Here is a 16,839-nt window from a genome sequence, read left to right as displayed (position 1 = left end):
ATGCAAATTTTTGTAATCGGAATGCATCGCTCTGGAACATCAATAACTACTCGTCTGCTCAATTTGATGGGTGCTTATTTTGGACCAGAGGGTATCAGTACAGGCGCGAATGAAGAAAATCCAAAAGGTTTCTGGGAGCGTAGAGATGTCCGTACCTTAAACGACATGATTCTACACTCCACCCAAGCAGAATGGTATCGGATCAACAATTTTTCATTGGATAAAATTCCTGAAAATACAGGTGCTGAGTTCCACAAAAAAGCAAGCCGTCTCATTTTGGAGCTGGATGCTCATCGTCCATGGGTTCTTAAGGAGCCACGGTTTTGTTTGACTTTCCCTTTGTGGCGCGAACACTTGGAGTTTCCGGTTTGTATTTATGTACACCGCTCGCCTATTCAAATTGCACAATCATTAAAAACTCGCAACGGATTCCCTTTGCAATTTGGCGTATCTTTGTGGGAAAAATATACTATAGAAGCACTAAAGATTACAAAAAATTGCCCTAAAATATTCATTTTGCATTCGACTTTTTTAGCGCAACCCATTCAGGCGGTAGCTAATTTGTATGAGCAATTGACCGCTCTGGGTTGTCAAGGCCTAAGAATTCCCCATGATAAAGAAATTCTTGCTTTCGTTGAGCCGGATTTGCATCGACAGAAAGGATCGAGTGATTTCGAAGCGGGTTTTATCAATAAACAGCAAGCCACTTTGATTGATGCTTTTGAGTCAGGTCAAATTCTGGATATAGCGGATACGACTGATTTTGAGCTTTCTCCAGGGGCACAGGAGATCCTGGGGTTTTACGAAGAGGATTTTGCACTTAAAAACGAGCACCAATGTCTTGAAGGTGCTATGGAAAATTTGCAGGCTAGCGAGGCCGCTCTCCAGCAGGAACGCGCGCAGCTCAAAACCTCCGTTCAATCCCTCGAAGGTTCTCTGCGCGCCAAGGAAGCTAGCGAGGCCGCTCTCCAGCAGGAACGCGCGCAGCTCAAAACCTCCGTTCAATCCCTCGAAGGTTCTCTGCGCGCCAAGGAAGTTAGCGAGGCCGCTCTCCAGCAGGAACGCGCGCAGCTCAAAACCTCCGTTCAATCCCTCGAAGGTTCTCTGCGCGCCAAGGAAGTTAGCGAGGCCGCTCTCCAGCAGGAACGCGCGCAGCTCAAAACCTCCGTTCAATCCCTTGAAGAAATCCTGCGCGCCAAGGAGACCAGCGAGGCCGCACTACGCCGTGAAAACGAGCAAAACAAGATACTATTACAAAATCGTGAAAAATCTCTTACACAAGAGCTTGATCAATTAAAGGGTACTGCTGAAGCTCAACAAAAAGCGTTGCGCCAAGAATTGAAGCAATCAGCGGAGCAAAAAGACGCGCTATTAAGAAACACTGAACAACGATATGAGGCTTGGCTCCGGCAATTAGAGCAGGACGCCGAAGCATTGTTCGCATCGTGGCGTTGGCGGGTTGGATGCTTTATTGTCCGAATTGCCGAGCTTGCCTTGCTGCGCTGGAATGTCTGCCTAACTGCGGATCATATGCGCAAGGTATTCAATGATATTCGCCTGTACGAGGCAAAAAAAAAACAAAATAGAAATGAAAATTTAGCATTTAAGTACAATCCTGGCGATTTCAACACGCTGATTGAATGGATACAGCTATTAAAAAAAGACTTTGAGGCGCTACTATGTTCCAAAAGATGGCAGGTGGGAAATGCACTTATATGCTTTCCGAAAATTATTTTTTCGCGGGAGATAAGAGCTTCTTATACGGATAACCTGAATACAATCTTTACAGAATTCGAAAGTTGGCTTCCGAGACAAAAAAATGACGAAAAAAATATTCATATCTTGATAAATTGGCTCAACCAAATAGATAGCAATTTTAACAAACTATTTGCTTCAAAACCCTGGCGACTGGGTCATTTTGTTATATCCATAATCGAGCAAGTTATCGGGCGTGGCCATCCCTATTTGGCTGCTGATGACATTAAAAAAATAATCCTGAATTATCATGGTCTAAAACAAAATCTCTCTTTCACTAAAACGCCTCTGCTAATAAGCGAGCAGTCATCAAAAAGCTCAAAGGAATTCACTCAAAGAAAAAACAAGGATTATAGAAAATCCTCTTCGGTTAATATTATTGTTTACACTAAAGGAAAGCGCTCTTATCTACGAAAGAATTTATTAAGTATCAGTAAAAACTCGGATAGAAATCACAACAGTTTTTATCTTATCGATGACTCTCAACATCCCATTCCGATTGAAAATATAGCCGAGTGGTCCAATCACTTACCTATCAAAATCATTCGACCTCAAACACGCGACTGCTTTCTGCTCTCATTATGTGAGGTCATTCAAGAAATTGGTCTTGGTGATTTTTGCATTATTCAAGACCATGTAATTCTAACGCCAGATTGGTTGCCCGGACTGAATGAGGCTGCTTACTCATCCAAGAGTGTTGGCATTGTCAGTCCCATCACGCCGACGCATCCTACATACTCATTTAAAATGAAATCCGGCGATAATGCCATGACTTGCGCTAAAAAATTGCGTTTGGTTACCCAGTCGGAATTTCCGCAAATACTCATGGCAGACCCTGCCATTTTTTACATTAAATACTCGGCAACCAGAGATTTTATTTCTATCGCCAAGTCGATGAAAAATCACCCGCTAATCGTTTTGCTAACATCCATCAGTCTTGCACTTCTGAAGAAAAATCTCATAACCGTCTTGGCTGATAATACTTATATACATGTAGGCAAAAGTCTAGAAGAAGATGATTCCATAATCCTAGAGCAGCTTTCCAATTATTTTCATGGGAAAGACTTGGACTTAATGAGGGATATACTACATTTCACTAATATGCAAGGCATGGTCAGTCAAAATGATTATTATACGTCGGACATTAAATTAGTGAACCAAAAAACCTTGGTAATATTTTTTTCAACCATACAAATCGCGGGTGGAATTATAATATTGGTTGAATTGGCAAACGATCTGATCCTATCTGGCGTCGATGTAATCAGTATCTTGATGCATCCCCATTGGAAATACACACCAGAAATGTTCGAACTGCTCCTCTTTGAACCAATAAAAAACCTGGATATCAATCAACTCGCGTATACCTTGCCTGAATACAGTATGCTATTGGCGACCATGTGGATCACTGCTCGACCAGTTGCCGATCTAGCAAAACTTAATCAAACTTTTAAGCCCTATTATTTTATACAAGATTATGAACCGCTCTTTTACAATCCCGAGCATCCAGCTCAAAAAGCCTATTATCAGGAAGCTCTAGAAAGCTATCATCTCAACCTTTCACTTTTATCCACATCGGATTGGATAATAAAACGGGTCCGTAATCAATTACAATCCCTTGAGTACGATATAAAAAAAGTAGCCATTGGAATAGACCAGGAAGTATTTTACGATCACTCAAAATCACAATCCAAAAAAGAACCATTACGCTTGATTGCCATGACTCGCTTCCACACACCAAGGCGCGGGTTTGAAAACCTGATTAAAACCTTGTCCATCGTTCACGAGGCCAATCCAAGTATACAATTTGTTTTCTTCGGCGACGATGACTTGAGCATTCACAAAATCCCTTTCCCATATAAAAACTTGGGCATCATTAAACAGAGTCGATTAAGGGAAGAATACTTGGTTTCCCATATTTTCGTTGATCTCTCTCTTTTTCAGGGATTTGGGTTACCGGCATTGGAAGCCATGATCTGTGGGTGCGCTTGTGTGCTGACCGATAGCGGCGGGATCTCTGAATATGCTCGCCATGACGTCAATTCCGTTTTGGTGCCGGTCGGCGATAACGATGCAGCCGCCCGCGCTATCCTGATGTTGGCGTCCAATAACGAACTCCGACAATGGATTGCAGATCAAGGTCAACAAACCGCAAACCAATTTTCGCTGCATAACACTGCTCGCGATATTGGCGGCATACTTGAGGAGATACATGCCCAACGTTCCCAAGAAGTGGAAATTCGCTGTTCCGATTCAACACGCAACATTATCGTACCTATTTATAATGAAATACATGTTGTAAAACTATGCTTGGAAAGTATTGTTAAATACACGGAATTACCTTACCGCGTTTTTTTGGTGGATGACTGTTCCGATCAATACACCGCGCAATATTTAAAAAATTTCGCTCATGAATATGAGCATTTTAATTATCTTCGCAACGAACAAAACCTTGGATTCGTCGGAAGCGTTAATGTCGGTATGCGCGCCACACCGAGCGGCGATATTATCTTGCTTAATAGTGATACTATCGTTACGCCCGGCTGGCTGAATAAGCTTACACGCTGCGCCCAAAGCGATGATAAAATCGGGATTATTTCTCCTCTCAGCACTCGTTCCTCGCACTTATGGGTGAAAATAAATCCTGGTGATTCCATCTTTGATACGGCCTCCGCCATCGAAAAAATCTCTAACCGTGATTATCCAGATATCGTCACACCAGAAGGCTGGTGTTTTTATATCAAGCGCAATGTTTATGAGCATCTTGGAGGTTTTGATCCTGTTTTTGGTAGAGGATATTGCGAAGAATCTGATTACTGTATGCGCGCTTTCGCTAACGGATATAGAACAGTTTGTTGCGATGATACCTTCATTTTTCACGAAGGAATGGTGACCTTCAAGGAAGAGCGTGGTCCTCGATATGAGAAAAATAGAGCGATCTTTGACCAAAGATGGAAACCTTTATATCAAAAGATCTATCCAGAATTTTTAGCTGATAATCCCCTAGGATATCTCAGAAATAAGTATGGATTGTTAAAGCGAAGCTCTTACAGAAATGTTCATGAAGTCAAACAAGCTAAAAACTTTAATGCCATGAAGATTCTCGATGATCCTACCACACTTGATATAGTTGATCATTATATTAGCAACTTGGAAACCTTCAAGAGTGATGCCAAGTTAAAGTCAGTCGTATTTTTAATCCATGAACTTTGTGGATTTGGTGGGGTTATTTCAATTATACAGCTTGCCAATGACATGATCTTTTCGGGTATCAATGTTAAAATCGTTGTGATGAGCACTAAAGGATATAAGGATGATATGGGTTCCTTGACGAAACCTATTTTTTACTCCGACCTTGACACATTGATTAAACACTTCCCAAAAGCTGATGTTTTGGTGGGAACATTATGGATCACCATGTACTATCTGGTAAAGATTATAGACGAAAACCCAAATTCAAAGCTAGCTTACTTTGTCCAAGACTATGAGCCTGACTTTTACAAAGAAACGGAAATTCGAATTAGAGACATGATTAAAAAGACTTATAAAATAACCCCATATAATTTCGCTAAAACCCATTGGATTTGTGAAAAAGTTAAGCAGGATGGAGGAAAAATTGCTCTGGTTTCTCCGGCTTTGGAACTGGATTTATTTTATCCACGAGATATTGATCAAAAAAGTCTTAACCAGACCAAATCAAAAAAGCTTATTGTCACCATTCTCCGCCCATCAACTCCACAACGCGGCTTTGATACGGCGCTAAAGACCTTAAATTTGCTTTCTAAAAAACGGAATGACTTTGAAGTACACAGTTTTGGGTGTACGAACGAGGAATTGAAAAAACATTCAATTGCTTTCTCCTTGGTTAATCATGGAATTCTTCCTAATAATAAACTTCCTTCTTTATATTCAAAAGCTTATATTTTTGCTGAGTTTTCCGACTTTCATGGCTTTGGACGAACCATTGCTGAAGCCATGGCCTGCAAGACTGCCTGTGTCATAACGGATAGCGGTGGTATTTCGCTCTTTGCTCGTCATGGCATTAATGCGTTAGTGGCGCCTCCTAAAAATGCTGAGGAACTAGCCCATCACATTTCCGTGCTGTTGGATGACGAAGAATTCCGGAACACACTTGCTAATAATGCCCGCAACTCGGTTGTTTGCTTCGACCGTATGGAATCGTGCAAGCAAACCATTAAATTCCTTAATAAGACTAGCGCAACCGTTTACGCCCCTCATCCGCTTGCAGAAGAGGGGTTGGAGGTGAGGGTCATGGCTTCAAAGACTGACCCTCTCAACCTCACCTCCTTGGCAGAGGGAAAGGGGACTGAGCGATTACAGACTAACGAGGTCGTCCAAATAAATAACCCTATCAACTTGGGCAGAAGAAATTTAACGAAGCCAGAAATTTATATTGACGATGATATGCGATATAAGCGTTTATTATCATATGGGCTGGTGAGTCGCAGTCTGATGCTTACAATGCGGCGAATAGGATACAACGTTACCCGACAGAAGTATATTGGGCTTGAATGGGCGAATATCGCGGAACAGGAAGAGATCGAGGCAACGATTCCATACCGCCATAATCCGGAATACGTGATCCGAATAGGGACACCATCATCATCATGTTTCACGAATACCTTCGCAGAAGGTATAGTAGATATCGGTATAACAGGTTTGGGGCGTCCATGGGCAGAATTTGAAGTGGATTGGGCGACCAACCTGCGAAATGTAGGGTGGGCGATATGCGTACAGAATAAGTATGATGCAGACATGTTGCGCGAGCATAGCTATCCGAGGGTCGAAATTGTAGCGCATGGTATTGACCACAAGATATTTAACACTCGATCTAGAAAACCGCACCTACCATTCACGCTCTGCTATGTGGGAAGCTTACATAAGGGCGGCGAGGTGCTGATGCAAGCATTCGACAAATTCTCAGAGTTGCACGCAGCACACGAAACAGCATTGATAATCGCAGGATATGTGAGCGGTGCGAATCAAGAGGATATTAAGAAGCAGTATAAAACAAATAATCAGCGGGTTGAGTTGCATTATGAGCTTTTATCATTGGCACAAATTGCTGCTATTTACGAACGAAGCGATGTATTTGTAACAGCTAGCCAAGCGGAGACATGGTGTCTGCCCATAGTAGAGGCAGCAGCATGCGGACTTCCGTCCATCACACTGGTCAATGTGGGGCGGAGCGAATATCTCACGCCGGGACAAGATTGTTTTGAACTTGAACACATAACAGTGGAAGCAATTGCAGAGATGATGGAGTATTGTTATCAGCACCGAGAAATCGTGGCGGAGTGCGGAAAAGCAGCAATTCAGATGGCACAGCGGTTCACATGGGATCGAGCAGCGAGAGAATACCTCAGGATATTGGGGATCGATTGATGGAATTAAGCAAACTACAAGAATATTGTGACTCTCCCTGGAAAATTCATTGAATTCTCTCTTTTTATATGACCTCATCGTCCCCGTCTACAATGGTCTCAGCTATGTCCAGGAATGCCTGTACTCCATTCTAGACTACACCGAATCCGGCGCGTACCGACTCATTATCGTGGACGACGCCAGTGATTCCCGCACCCAAGAGTATTTACGCCGCATCGCCGCCGACCATCCCCAGCAGATCACGCTCCACCGCAATCCGGAAAATCTCGGCTTTGTAAAATCCTGTAATCTCGGCATCGCGCTCGGCAACGCGCCCTTCGTCGTGCTAGTCAACAGTGATGTCATCGTGACGCCAGGCTGGCTGGAGCGCTTGGTCGCCTGTGCCGAACGCGATCCATCCATTGCCGCCGTCAACCCCTTCACCAACCATGCCTCCCAAATCAACTTGCCACTGGCTCCCGGCGCCAACTTTTTCGGCATGGATGAGTACCTCCAGCGTCACGGACCCACCGCCGCCGCTGATGTGGTGACCGGCGTCGGGTTCTGCCTGTTGTTGCGGCGTTCGGCGCTGGAGCAGGTCGGCGTTTTCGACGAGATTTACGGGCGCGGCTACTGCGAGGAATCCGATCTGTGCATGCGGTTGACCACCTGCGGTTACCGTACCGTGGTCGCGGGTGACGTGTACGTCTATCACAAAGGTCGAGGCACCTTCACCGACCGGGGCGAGCGATACCGGCACAATCGCGCTCTATTCGATAGCCGCTGGCTCGGGGAATATCAGCGGCAGTTTCGCGCCTTTCGTCGCGCCGATCCCCTGGGTCCGACACGCGCCCTGTTCGCCAGCCGCCAGCGCTGGAATCCGATGCCGGTCATCTGGGAAACAGCGCGGGCGATGCTAGCCGCCTGGCGACGGCGCGCTGGGCTGGATGTGCTTCGTTGCGCCTTGCGCGGCGTCCTGCGTTTGCCGGGCGCCCGCCGACCGCTGGCCACTCCGGAATACGTGCGGCAGTTCACCCGCCCCGGACGGCTGCGGGTGACGTATCTACTGCATAATCTGGTCGTCGCCGGCGGGGTGTTGTCGGTGATTCAACTGGTCAACGAGTTGATCCTGCTCGGCGTGGAAGCGCGCATCGTGGCCTTGTTCGAAGATCCGGCCATTTACGACTGGACCCCGCTTTATAGCCAACCGCTCGTGTTTCGCAACGAACGCGAGTTACTGCGAAACTTCCCCGACAGCGATATCACGGTGGCCACCCTGTGGAGCACCGCTCCTTGGGTCGCCGAACTGGTCCGGCGCGGTCGCACCCGCACCGCCGCCTATTTCCTGCAAGATTACGAACCCTGGTTTTTTCCCGAAGCAAAAACAACAGCCCGCCAGCGGGTTCGGGCCACCTACGCCCTGATCCCTCATCGGATCGTCAAATCCGACTGGCTGCAAGAGATGCTGGCCAGCGATGGCTACCCTACCCAAAAAATTCTGCTGGGCATGAATCTGGCGCGGTTCTATCCCCGCGATGCCGTCCGCAACCGTCCCATCGTCCTGGCCATGGCCCGCCCGCACACGCCCCGACGCGGCTTCGAACCGACAGTCGCTGCCCTGGCTCAGGTCAAAGCCGCCCGCCCCGAAGTCGAAATCGTGCTGTTTGGCGACCGGTTTTTGCGTAAGCAACCCATTCCCTTTCCCTTCCGCGACGAAGGTGTGGTGGCCGACCAGAACCGGCTGGCGGAACTGTATTCGGAAGCCACGGTGTTTATCGACGGCTCCGATTTTCAGGGTTTCGGGCGCTGCGGGCTGGAAGCGATGGCCTGTGGCGCGGCCTGCGTGCTCACCCATGTCGGCGGGGTCGGCGAGTACGCCCAAGATCAGAGCAATGCTCTGCTCGTCGCCCCGCAGCGGCCAGATCAGTTCGCCGAGGCGATGCTGCGACTGCTCGACGACGTTGAATTGCGGGAACGGTTGATCGAGGCCGGACTGGAGACCGCGCAACGGTTTTGCCACAAGCGCGAGGGCCGGGAAACGCTGGAGTATTTCAGGAGCCTGCTTTGAGCCTGGAACACTCGGAAAACCCTGGAAGGAATCGCGGCCCGACTCCACCCGCCCCTCAACCGGAAGCAGCGACGGCGATCCTGATCGTCAACTATCGCCGCGCCGCCGATACCCTGGAATGTCTGAACTCTCTGACGCAGGTAAACGATCCTCCTTTTCAGGTCTTCCTGGCCGACAACGGCTCTGGATCGGAGGAAGTGGCGACACTGGCCGAATATGCGGCCCAATATCCTGATTGGCTCCATTTCATCGCTTATTCGAACAATACCGGCTTTACCGGCGCCCACAACCGACTGTTGGCGGACATCATCCAAGACGACCAGTATCCCTATATCTTGTTACTCAACAACGATACCGTGGTCGAGCCGGACTTTCTGGCTCGAATGTTGGTTCGGCTAGACCCTGAGCGACGGATCGGGATGGTGGCGGCGCGGGTGATGCGATATGCCGACCGCACACAGGTGGACAATCTGGGAATTACTTTTTACCGATGCGGACTGGCCTCCAACCGCAAATCGGCGGACGATCCCCTGCTCGGTCCCAGTGGCAATTGCGCGCTGTACGCCGCCGAGATGTTACGGCAGGTTCATCAAGCGACCGGCGAATACTTCGACGAGCGCTTTTTCTGCTATGCCGAGGACACGGACCTCGCCTGGCGAGCCGTGCTGCTGGGCTACCGGGCGGCCTATGCCGAAGACGCCCGCGTGTACCACAAGGGATCGGTGGCCAGCGGCGGTCCCAACAGCGATTTCGTGCTATACCACGGCATCCGCAACTCGCTGTTCGTCTTGGTCAAGAATGTGCCCGCCCGCCTGTTGGGGCGCAATCTGTTCTGGATGCTGGTCCTGCACGCGGCCATTCTGTTGCGCTATACGGTGAAAGGTAAATTGAGAATCGTCTACCGTTTGTACCGCGATTTTCTGCGCGGTCTGCCGGCGATGCGCCACAAGCGCCGCTTGATCCAGCGGCAACGGCGGATTTTACCCGGCGAGATCGCGGCCATGGTCAGCCGGCAATTTTACGAGCGGGGTTATGTGCTGGGCGCGTTACGGGATTTGTTCTAAATCCCCCATGGCTACAACCAAACAGCTTCCCTAAAGTGAGTTAAATGCGCCAAGTGGATTTTCTGATCGCGGGCACCCAGAAAGGCGGCACGACGGCGCTAGATCTGTATTTGAGAACCCATCCCGAGCTGTGCATGGCAACATGCAAGGAAGTGCATTTTTTTGACCAGGATAAATATTTTCAAGGAGATGCAGTGGATTATTCAACTTACCACTCATTCTTCAGCCCCAGCACATCCCAACGTTTGCTGGGAGAAGCCACGCCGATTTACCTGTACTGGCATAGTGCATTACGACGGATCTGGGAATACAACCCCCGAATGAAGATCATCGTGATTTTACGCAATCCCATCGAGCGCGCCTATTCTCACTGGAATATGGAGCGGGACCGAGATGCGGATTCCCTATCCTTTTGGGAAGCCATCCAGCAGGAGCGGGAACGTTGCCGAGAGGCGTTACCTTGGCAGCACCGGGTCTACTCCTATATTGATCGTGGTTTTTACACCGAGCAGTTGAGAAGGCTATGGTGTTATTTTCCACCGGAACAAACGCTGATTCTCCGGCATGAAGCCTTGAGGGAAACGCCACAACTGGTTCTGGACCAGATTTGCGATTTTCTCGGCGTGGCTTGCGTGTCGGTCATAACGACCATCAATGCCCATTCGCGCTCCTATGTGACAACCATGGCCGAACGAGAAACAGCTTATCTACAGTGGATATTTGAATACGATATCAGAGCACTTGAACGGATGTTGGGATGGGATTGCAGCGCGTGGCTGACGGGCTGTTGAGTTTAAGTGCCTGCAAAAAACTCCCCTCCCCCGCTTATGGAAGAGGGAATTGAACGCCGATAGAAAATATCTATCTATCGAGCGGGTGGAGGGGGCGGGGGTGCATTGTCGAGCACACTAGGTGCACCGGCAGCTCCTCCAGTTAGGGCATTGATCATCCCCAGATTGAAAGCTTCCGGCTTTGGGTAGAAGCGCGCGACATACTCTTTATGGTTGGTATCTTGGAAATCCTTAGCTAGTTTCTCGATGATCCGGACCTTAACTTGTTCGAAAGGAGGTACGGTTTCAGGCTGGCGAGAAATCAGCTTAATGATGTGATAGCCGTATTGGGTTTCGACCACACCGCTTAGTTCACCGGGTTGCAAGGCGAATGCGGCATCTTCAAACGGTTTGACCAGTGAGCCTCGCGTTAGCAGTTTCGGAAGTATGCCGCCTTGTCGGGCTGATGTTTTGTCATCCGAATTCTTCCGCGCCAATTCGCCAAAGTCGGCGCCGCCACGCAGCTCTGTTAATAGCGCCTCAGCCCGTTTGCGCTTTTCACCGTTGGGATCCTCGCAGTCGCATAGGGGCGCATTAATGAGGATATGCGCCACCTCAAGTTGTTCAGGCCGAGTAAATTCCTTGTGGTGGGTCTGGTAGTACTCTTGGGCTAGCTCGGTGAAGTCGGGCTGTTTGAGACCAGCCTTGAACTGATCGACGACGGCGTTCACCAATACCTTACGCTGAACCATCTGCAATCGAGCTTGGATATCGGGTTGGTCGGGCATTTTCAGACGTTCCGCCTCCCGAACCAACCGCTTCTCGATGTACAGCTCCAGTAGAAACTCCTGCAGGGTGGTAAGGTCATGTTCGATGCCAGCACGCTGCTTGGGCGGTAACCCCAACAGCGCCTTTTGGTAATCCACAACGGTAATGGTTAGTTCAGAATCCTTGATCAAGGGAGTTTCGGGCGGAAGCAACCCGCCAAGCATCGTTTGCTCGGCCCGGACGGTCATTGCGACAATAACCAGAATAGCAGCGCTGATAAACCGAATCAGTACATTCATCATAAAAAATGACACCGGTAACGATTTTACGGATATAGCGAAATCGCTTGCGCGCTTCGCGGCTTTTACTAAGAAGAACGCCGATGCTGAGTCAAGATTGGCATCGGCGTCCAATGGAGAAACGCTCCCTCACGGGAGCGTTTGGGCGGCAATTAAGGCAACTGGCAGGTGCTGTCCCCGGCTGCCTTGCTGCAGGGAATACCACGCCCTAAGTAGGCATGATCAACCAAGTAAGCGTAGTTCTTGAGCGTGCTGAAGCCGATATCCAAGGCACGCTGTTTAATCATGAATCCGATCGCCGGCAAGCCATTACCCGGTAACACATTGAGATTCGGATCCTTCACAGTGCCTGCGTTGTAGCCGGACTTCGCTTGTATCGGCTTGGCCAAATCCATATCCAGCCAACCAAATTGCTGGGGTAAGGTCATAATCTGAGCACTCAGATCCAGCCCCAACCGAGACTCGAAGATGTGATCATTGCTGGAAAACCGAATAATGTTGGTCTCAAAGCACAGTGACAACGCATCGGTGCGCGGCACGGGCGATTCGACCACGCCGACATCATTGAGGACCAGTTCAGTTTCGCTACGATCATAGGCGGTGGCACCCACTTGATTGCAGGATTGGCCATCGGTCACACCCGAGAACGCTTCTTGGAACGGCGGAATCGGAACCTGCGACATGCGCTGTTGCCAATCGGGGTCGAAACCGGAAGGGAATCGCCGCGAATTGTTCGCTGCCAGCGGGCTTGGCCCCTTGTCCACGAAGAAGTTCTTGGTGGGATGGGTGATCACCCACTCGGTGGTGACGCCCAGAGCGGTGTTATAGCTCCACTCGTTAACCACCCGCGCTGCCCGCAGGACTTCGCTCACCGCCAGATAGCCATATCCATACGGCCCAAGCTCCGTAGTCGTCCCCAAGCCCAAGTCGTCGTTGACGGTATATGAAGCATTGGGATACGCATCGGCCAAGGTCGGCTCAAGGCTGTCAAATCCAGGCTGGTTGGATTGCGCCGTAATCAAGTTGGGACAGTCTGAATTATTTCCTGGATCCCAAGCTGGATTCCGGGCTCCCGAGATCGGGTTAAAGAACATATTGGTGGTGGACGGCAGGCCCACACCAGCCGGCGGAGTGGCATAGCAAGCCCTTGGCCCAACGACTTTGCCGAGTTCTGGATGATAATGGCCGATCCGAACGAAGTTAGCCAGATGGGTCGCCTGGCCACCCGCCGCAATACCCCGCTCAACATTAAGGTAGTTGTAATTAGCTTTCAGCGCATTGATCGGTTCGCCGTATTTGCTGGCGGTTGCAGCAATGTTGGCTTGCTGGAATTCGCTGACGCAATCACCCGGCTCACCATCCTTATAGCCCATGACGATGGCAACAATGTAGCCTTCATAACCGCGGTCGTTCGTGGAGAGGCCACCGGCCAGATAGGGACTGGCTCCGACATAGGGTACCGGATAAAAGCCATCGTTCTGCGCGGAATGATCGCTGTTGGTCGCCGAATAACCGAAATTACTGAACGAAAACTCGGTCTTATTCGGCACGGTGCAGGTGGTTTCACCGGACGACTTAACGAATTTGGCCGGAACGTCACCGGCGGGCGGAGCACCGTAGATCGGCGGGACATAGCCATCGCCCTGCGTGACATACCCTGCAAACACGTCTTTCGGCGACAGCACGACCGTGAGGTCCAGGACTTCGCGGGAGTTGTAGCCTTCGAAGAAGCGGAGCTTGACGGCCAAGCTCTTGTCGCTGGTGTTGGTCAGATTGAGCAACGTCTGCCAACAATCGTCGGTGCTACAACGGGCGGTGTAGTACGGAATGATGACCGCATCACCCACCCCCTGAGCCGAGATATTGACGGCGCCCGCAGACGGCGCAAACGCGCCTCCGACCAGACCGCCCATTGCGGTCGCCAGCGTTAGCGCCATGGAGAGCTTGCTGCGTTTCATGCCTTTCTCCTTACATTTCAAATCGTTAACCCTGAACAGGGCTGAAGTCTATAGCTAGGAACCCTTAAACTGCGAGAGGGATCACTCTGCGGAAGCAATTAGGTCAATTTCTCGCCGCCACCAGCGCCATCCTTGGCGCGAACTGACTCCTTGATGCGACAGTGAACCTCTCGTTCAGATTTTCGCTGCCATCCCTGCCCTGTGTTTTCGCTCGATCTCACAGGCCAGGCGCTGTCTAGTCTTCTTGAGACTCGTAGGGAATCTTGCGGGAATGATCGATCAAGTAGGCGAAGTTCTTGAAGTAATCCCCCGTCAAGGCGCGCTGTTTGATCATGAAGCCAATCGCTGGCAAACCTGAGCCTAGCAGCGGACCTTCGGCAAAAAACCCGCCGAATACACCTGGTTTTATCACACCCCACTGCGCGGCTTGCGATGTAGTCAAGTCCAGATCCAACCAACCAGCGGGGATGGACTCACCACCAAAGGCCTGGGCCATTCCGTCGGTCAGATTCAGCGTCAACTTCGAATCCAGGACGGGACGTCCGGCGGAGAACTGGATCACATTGGTCTCGAAGCACAGCGACATGTCATCGCTACGCGGCAGTGGTGACTGAATGACACCCCCTTCGGTAAGAACGGCACGTACTTCGCTACGATTGTAAACTACAGGCGTAACCTGATTGCAGGATTGACCATCGGTCACGCCCGAAAACGCCTCGGCAAATGGCGGCAGCGGAATAGGATAGATGAAAAACGGGAAACGCCGATCGTTGTACGCCGACATCGGTCCCCAGTACTTCCAGCTATCCACAAAGAAGTTCTTGGTCGGATGCGTGACCACCCATTCGGTACTCACACCCAGCCCAGGATTGAAACTCCATTCGTTGATCAGCTCAGCCGCCCGCAATACTTCGCTCACCGCCGCGAAGCCCGCACCGTTGGGCCACGTACCCTCCACAACGGTGGAAGTGGGATCGACGAGGGCGATCGAACTAGGCGAAGTGACAGCGGAATCGTAGGCATCCGCCAAGCTCGGTTCGAGGTGGTCATAACCGGGCTGGTTCGATTGCGCCGTAATCAGGTTGGGGCACCACGCGTTATTGGCTATAGTGTTATCCAAATTGGCTATAGTGTTATCCAACGCCGGTGCCCAAGCCAGGTTCCGCAAGCTAGTAGCCGAATCGAAGCGCATATTGCCCGCAACGCAGCCACCGCTCAAACCGGGTTGTGGAACATCGTCATCCGGGCTAATCCGAATGAAATTCGCCAAAGTCGTGGCTGAACCACCCGCCGCGACGCCGCGCTTGACATTCAGAAGGTTGTAGTTGCCCTTCAGCGCATTGATCGGCTCGCCGAACTCGTTGGCGGTCGTGACGATATTCGCCTTGGTGAAGGAGGTTCGGACAGCGTCGCAATTCACCCCCCCCGCTGTCTCGCCATCATCAGCAACATTCGTGACATGAGCGCTGACCCAACTATCAGGATATGAGCCAGGCGTGCCGGGCAGCGGAACAGCGGGAGCGTGCCCCTCGACAATGGCGACGACATACCCCTCGTAGGTGCGGTCGTTCGAAGACATCTTCTCGTCAACCGCAGCGTCGTGATCCCGGTTACCTGCCGAATAGGCAAACTTGCTGAACGACAAGCCCGTTGTCTGCGAGATGAAAGGCACGGTACAGGTGGTTTCACCGTGCGCCTTGACGAAGCGTGCCGGGGTGTCCTGAGCGGGATAGTTAGCGCCCTTGTCAACGTAACCGGCAAACACGTCGTGCGCTGACAGCACCACCGTGAAGTCCAGGGCGTCGCGGGAGTTGTAACCCTCCAGGAACTTGAGCTTGACAACCAAGGTCTGATCGCTGGTGTTGGTGATATTGAACAGCGTCTGCCAGCAATCCTCAACAATGCCCAGTTCGTTCTTGTGGCACCGGGCCGTGTAATACGGGAAAATCAACACATCACCCAGATTCTGGGCCGCGATGCTTATAGCACCCGCGGATGGTGCATACGCAGCCCCGGCCAGACCGCCCATCGCGGTCGCCAGCGCCAGCGCCGTGGAAAGCTTGTTACGTTTCATGCCTATCTCCTTAAGTGAGTAACCCCTGCAATGGGTTAGGTAGTAGTCAAGGACGCAAACCTAGAGATGTAAAGTGGCGATTGCCACACCGAAAAGTATAGAGAACGCATCAACTTTGCTGATGCCACCATTGGCCGTCTTTACGCAACCAAATTTCCCTAACCGTCTGTTTCATATCGAAAGATTGGCCTCCAGCCCCCGGGTCGGCATAACGATATACAACCTCTAGCTGGATTCTCGCCACATCAGGGTCATCATAGTCAATTTTCTTTACAGTTACCATACGCCACTCGAGTTGGCCACTGTTTTGAGACCGAACCTGACTTGGCGTATAGATCGCCCGATAGGCAGGAGTTTCAAACTGATAGATCGCATCAAACTTGCGGTCGATGAGCGCCTGCCAGCGTGCCAGAACCCGCTCCTTCAATAAGGCTTCGTCAGCGGTGGACCTTACGATCTTTGGCGATGGAGCTTGACTGGATGCGGCGGGCACGGGTATCTGGTTAGCCGCCCAAACACCATGTCCGGCCAAGGCCAGCACTACCCCCCAAATCACCCTGTGCGTTATAGCCATCGCCCCCCCCCTGATTTGGCTTTTCGAAACTCTATCACCCGTCAGAGCATCAGTTGTTTTGTTGTATTGTTGCACCGAAGCAACCAAAAGTTGCTTTATTGCTGTCAATCCTAACAAGCAACCAGTC

At 50.5% G+C, this 16,839-nt stretch carries 8 protein-coding genes; 4 read left to right on the top strand and 4 right to left on the bottom strand.

Annotation, left to right across the window (positions count from 1 at the left end):
* From IPM89_01650 to IPM89_01635, 4 genes are read left to right on the top strand one after another with little or no spacing between them, the layout of a single operon-like run.
* Positions 1–7,158 (top strand): glycosyltransferase, encoded by a 7,158-nt coding sequence (locus tag IPM89_01650; GenBank protein QQS54593.1) that lies wholly within the window; start codon positions 1–3, stop codon positions 7,156–7,158.
* 49 nt (positions 7,159–7,207) lie between these two features.
* Positions 7,208–9,205, top strand: a complete 1,998-nt coding sequence (locus tag IPM89_01645; GenBank protein QQS54592.1) for a glycosyltransferase — start codon at positions 7,208–7,210, stop codon at positions 9,203–9,205.
* A complete protein-coding gene (locus IPM89_01640) occupies positions 9,202–10,269 on the top strand; it encodes a glycosyltransferase family 2 protein (GenBank protein ID QQS54591.1) in 1,068 nt (355 codons plus the stop codon). The genes IPM89_01645 and IPM89_01640 overlap by 4 nt, the downstream gene beginning before the upstream one ends.
* A 44-nt stretch (positions 10,270–10,313) precedes the next feature.
* A complete protein-coding gene (locus IPM89_01635) occupies positions 10,314–11,060 on the top strand; it encodes a sulfotransferase domain-containing protein (protein ID QQS54590.1) in 747 nt (248 codons plus the stop codon).
* A 74-nt stretch (positions 11,061–11,134) separates the two neighbouring features.
* On the opposite strand, the gene IPM89_01630 is transcribed toward IPM89_01635, so the two are convergent.
* The 4 genes from IPM89_01630 to IPM89_01615 form a co-directional block, all read right to left on the bottom strand.
* On the bottom strand, positions 11,135–12,220 hold the full coding sequence (locus tag IPM89_01630; GenBank protein QQS54589.1) for a peptidylprolyl isomerase: 1,086 nt from the start codon (positions 12,218–12,220) through the stop codon (positions 11,135–11,137).
* 38 nt (positions 12,221–12,258) lie between these two features.
* Entirely contained in the window at positions 12,259–14,064 is a 1,806-nt protein-coding gene (locus IPM89_01625; protein ID QQS54588.1) for a hypothetical protein, read from the bottom strand.
* Between the two features lie 235 nt (positions 14,065–14,299).
* Positions 14,300–16,138, bottom strand: coding sequence for a hypothetical protein (locus IPM89_01620; GenBank protein QQS54587.1), 1,839 nt, complete (start codon positions 16,136–16,138; stop codon positions 14,300–14,302).
* A gap of 109 nt (positions 16,139–16,247) precedes the next feature.
* Positions 16,248–16,829 (bottom strand): hypothetical protein, encoded by a 582-nt coding sequence (locus IPM89_01615; protein ID QQS54586.1) that lies wholly within the window; start codon positions 16,827–16,829, stop codon positions 16,248–16,250.
* Positions 16,830–16,839: the final 10 nt, after the last annotated feature.

This window comes from Candidatus Competibacteraceae bacterium (assembly GCA_016699715.1).
GTDB lineage: Bacteria > Pseudomonadota > Gammaproteobacteria > Competibacterales > Competibacteraceae > Competibacter.
This window is presented reverse-complemented; position numbering and strand designations above follow the sequence as displayed.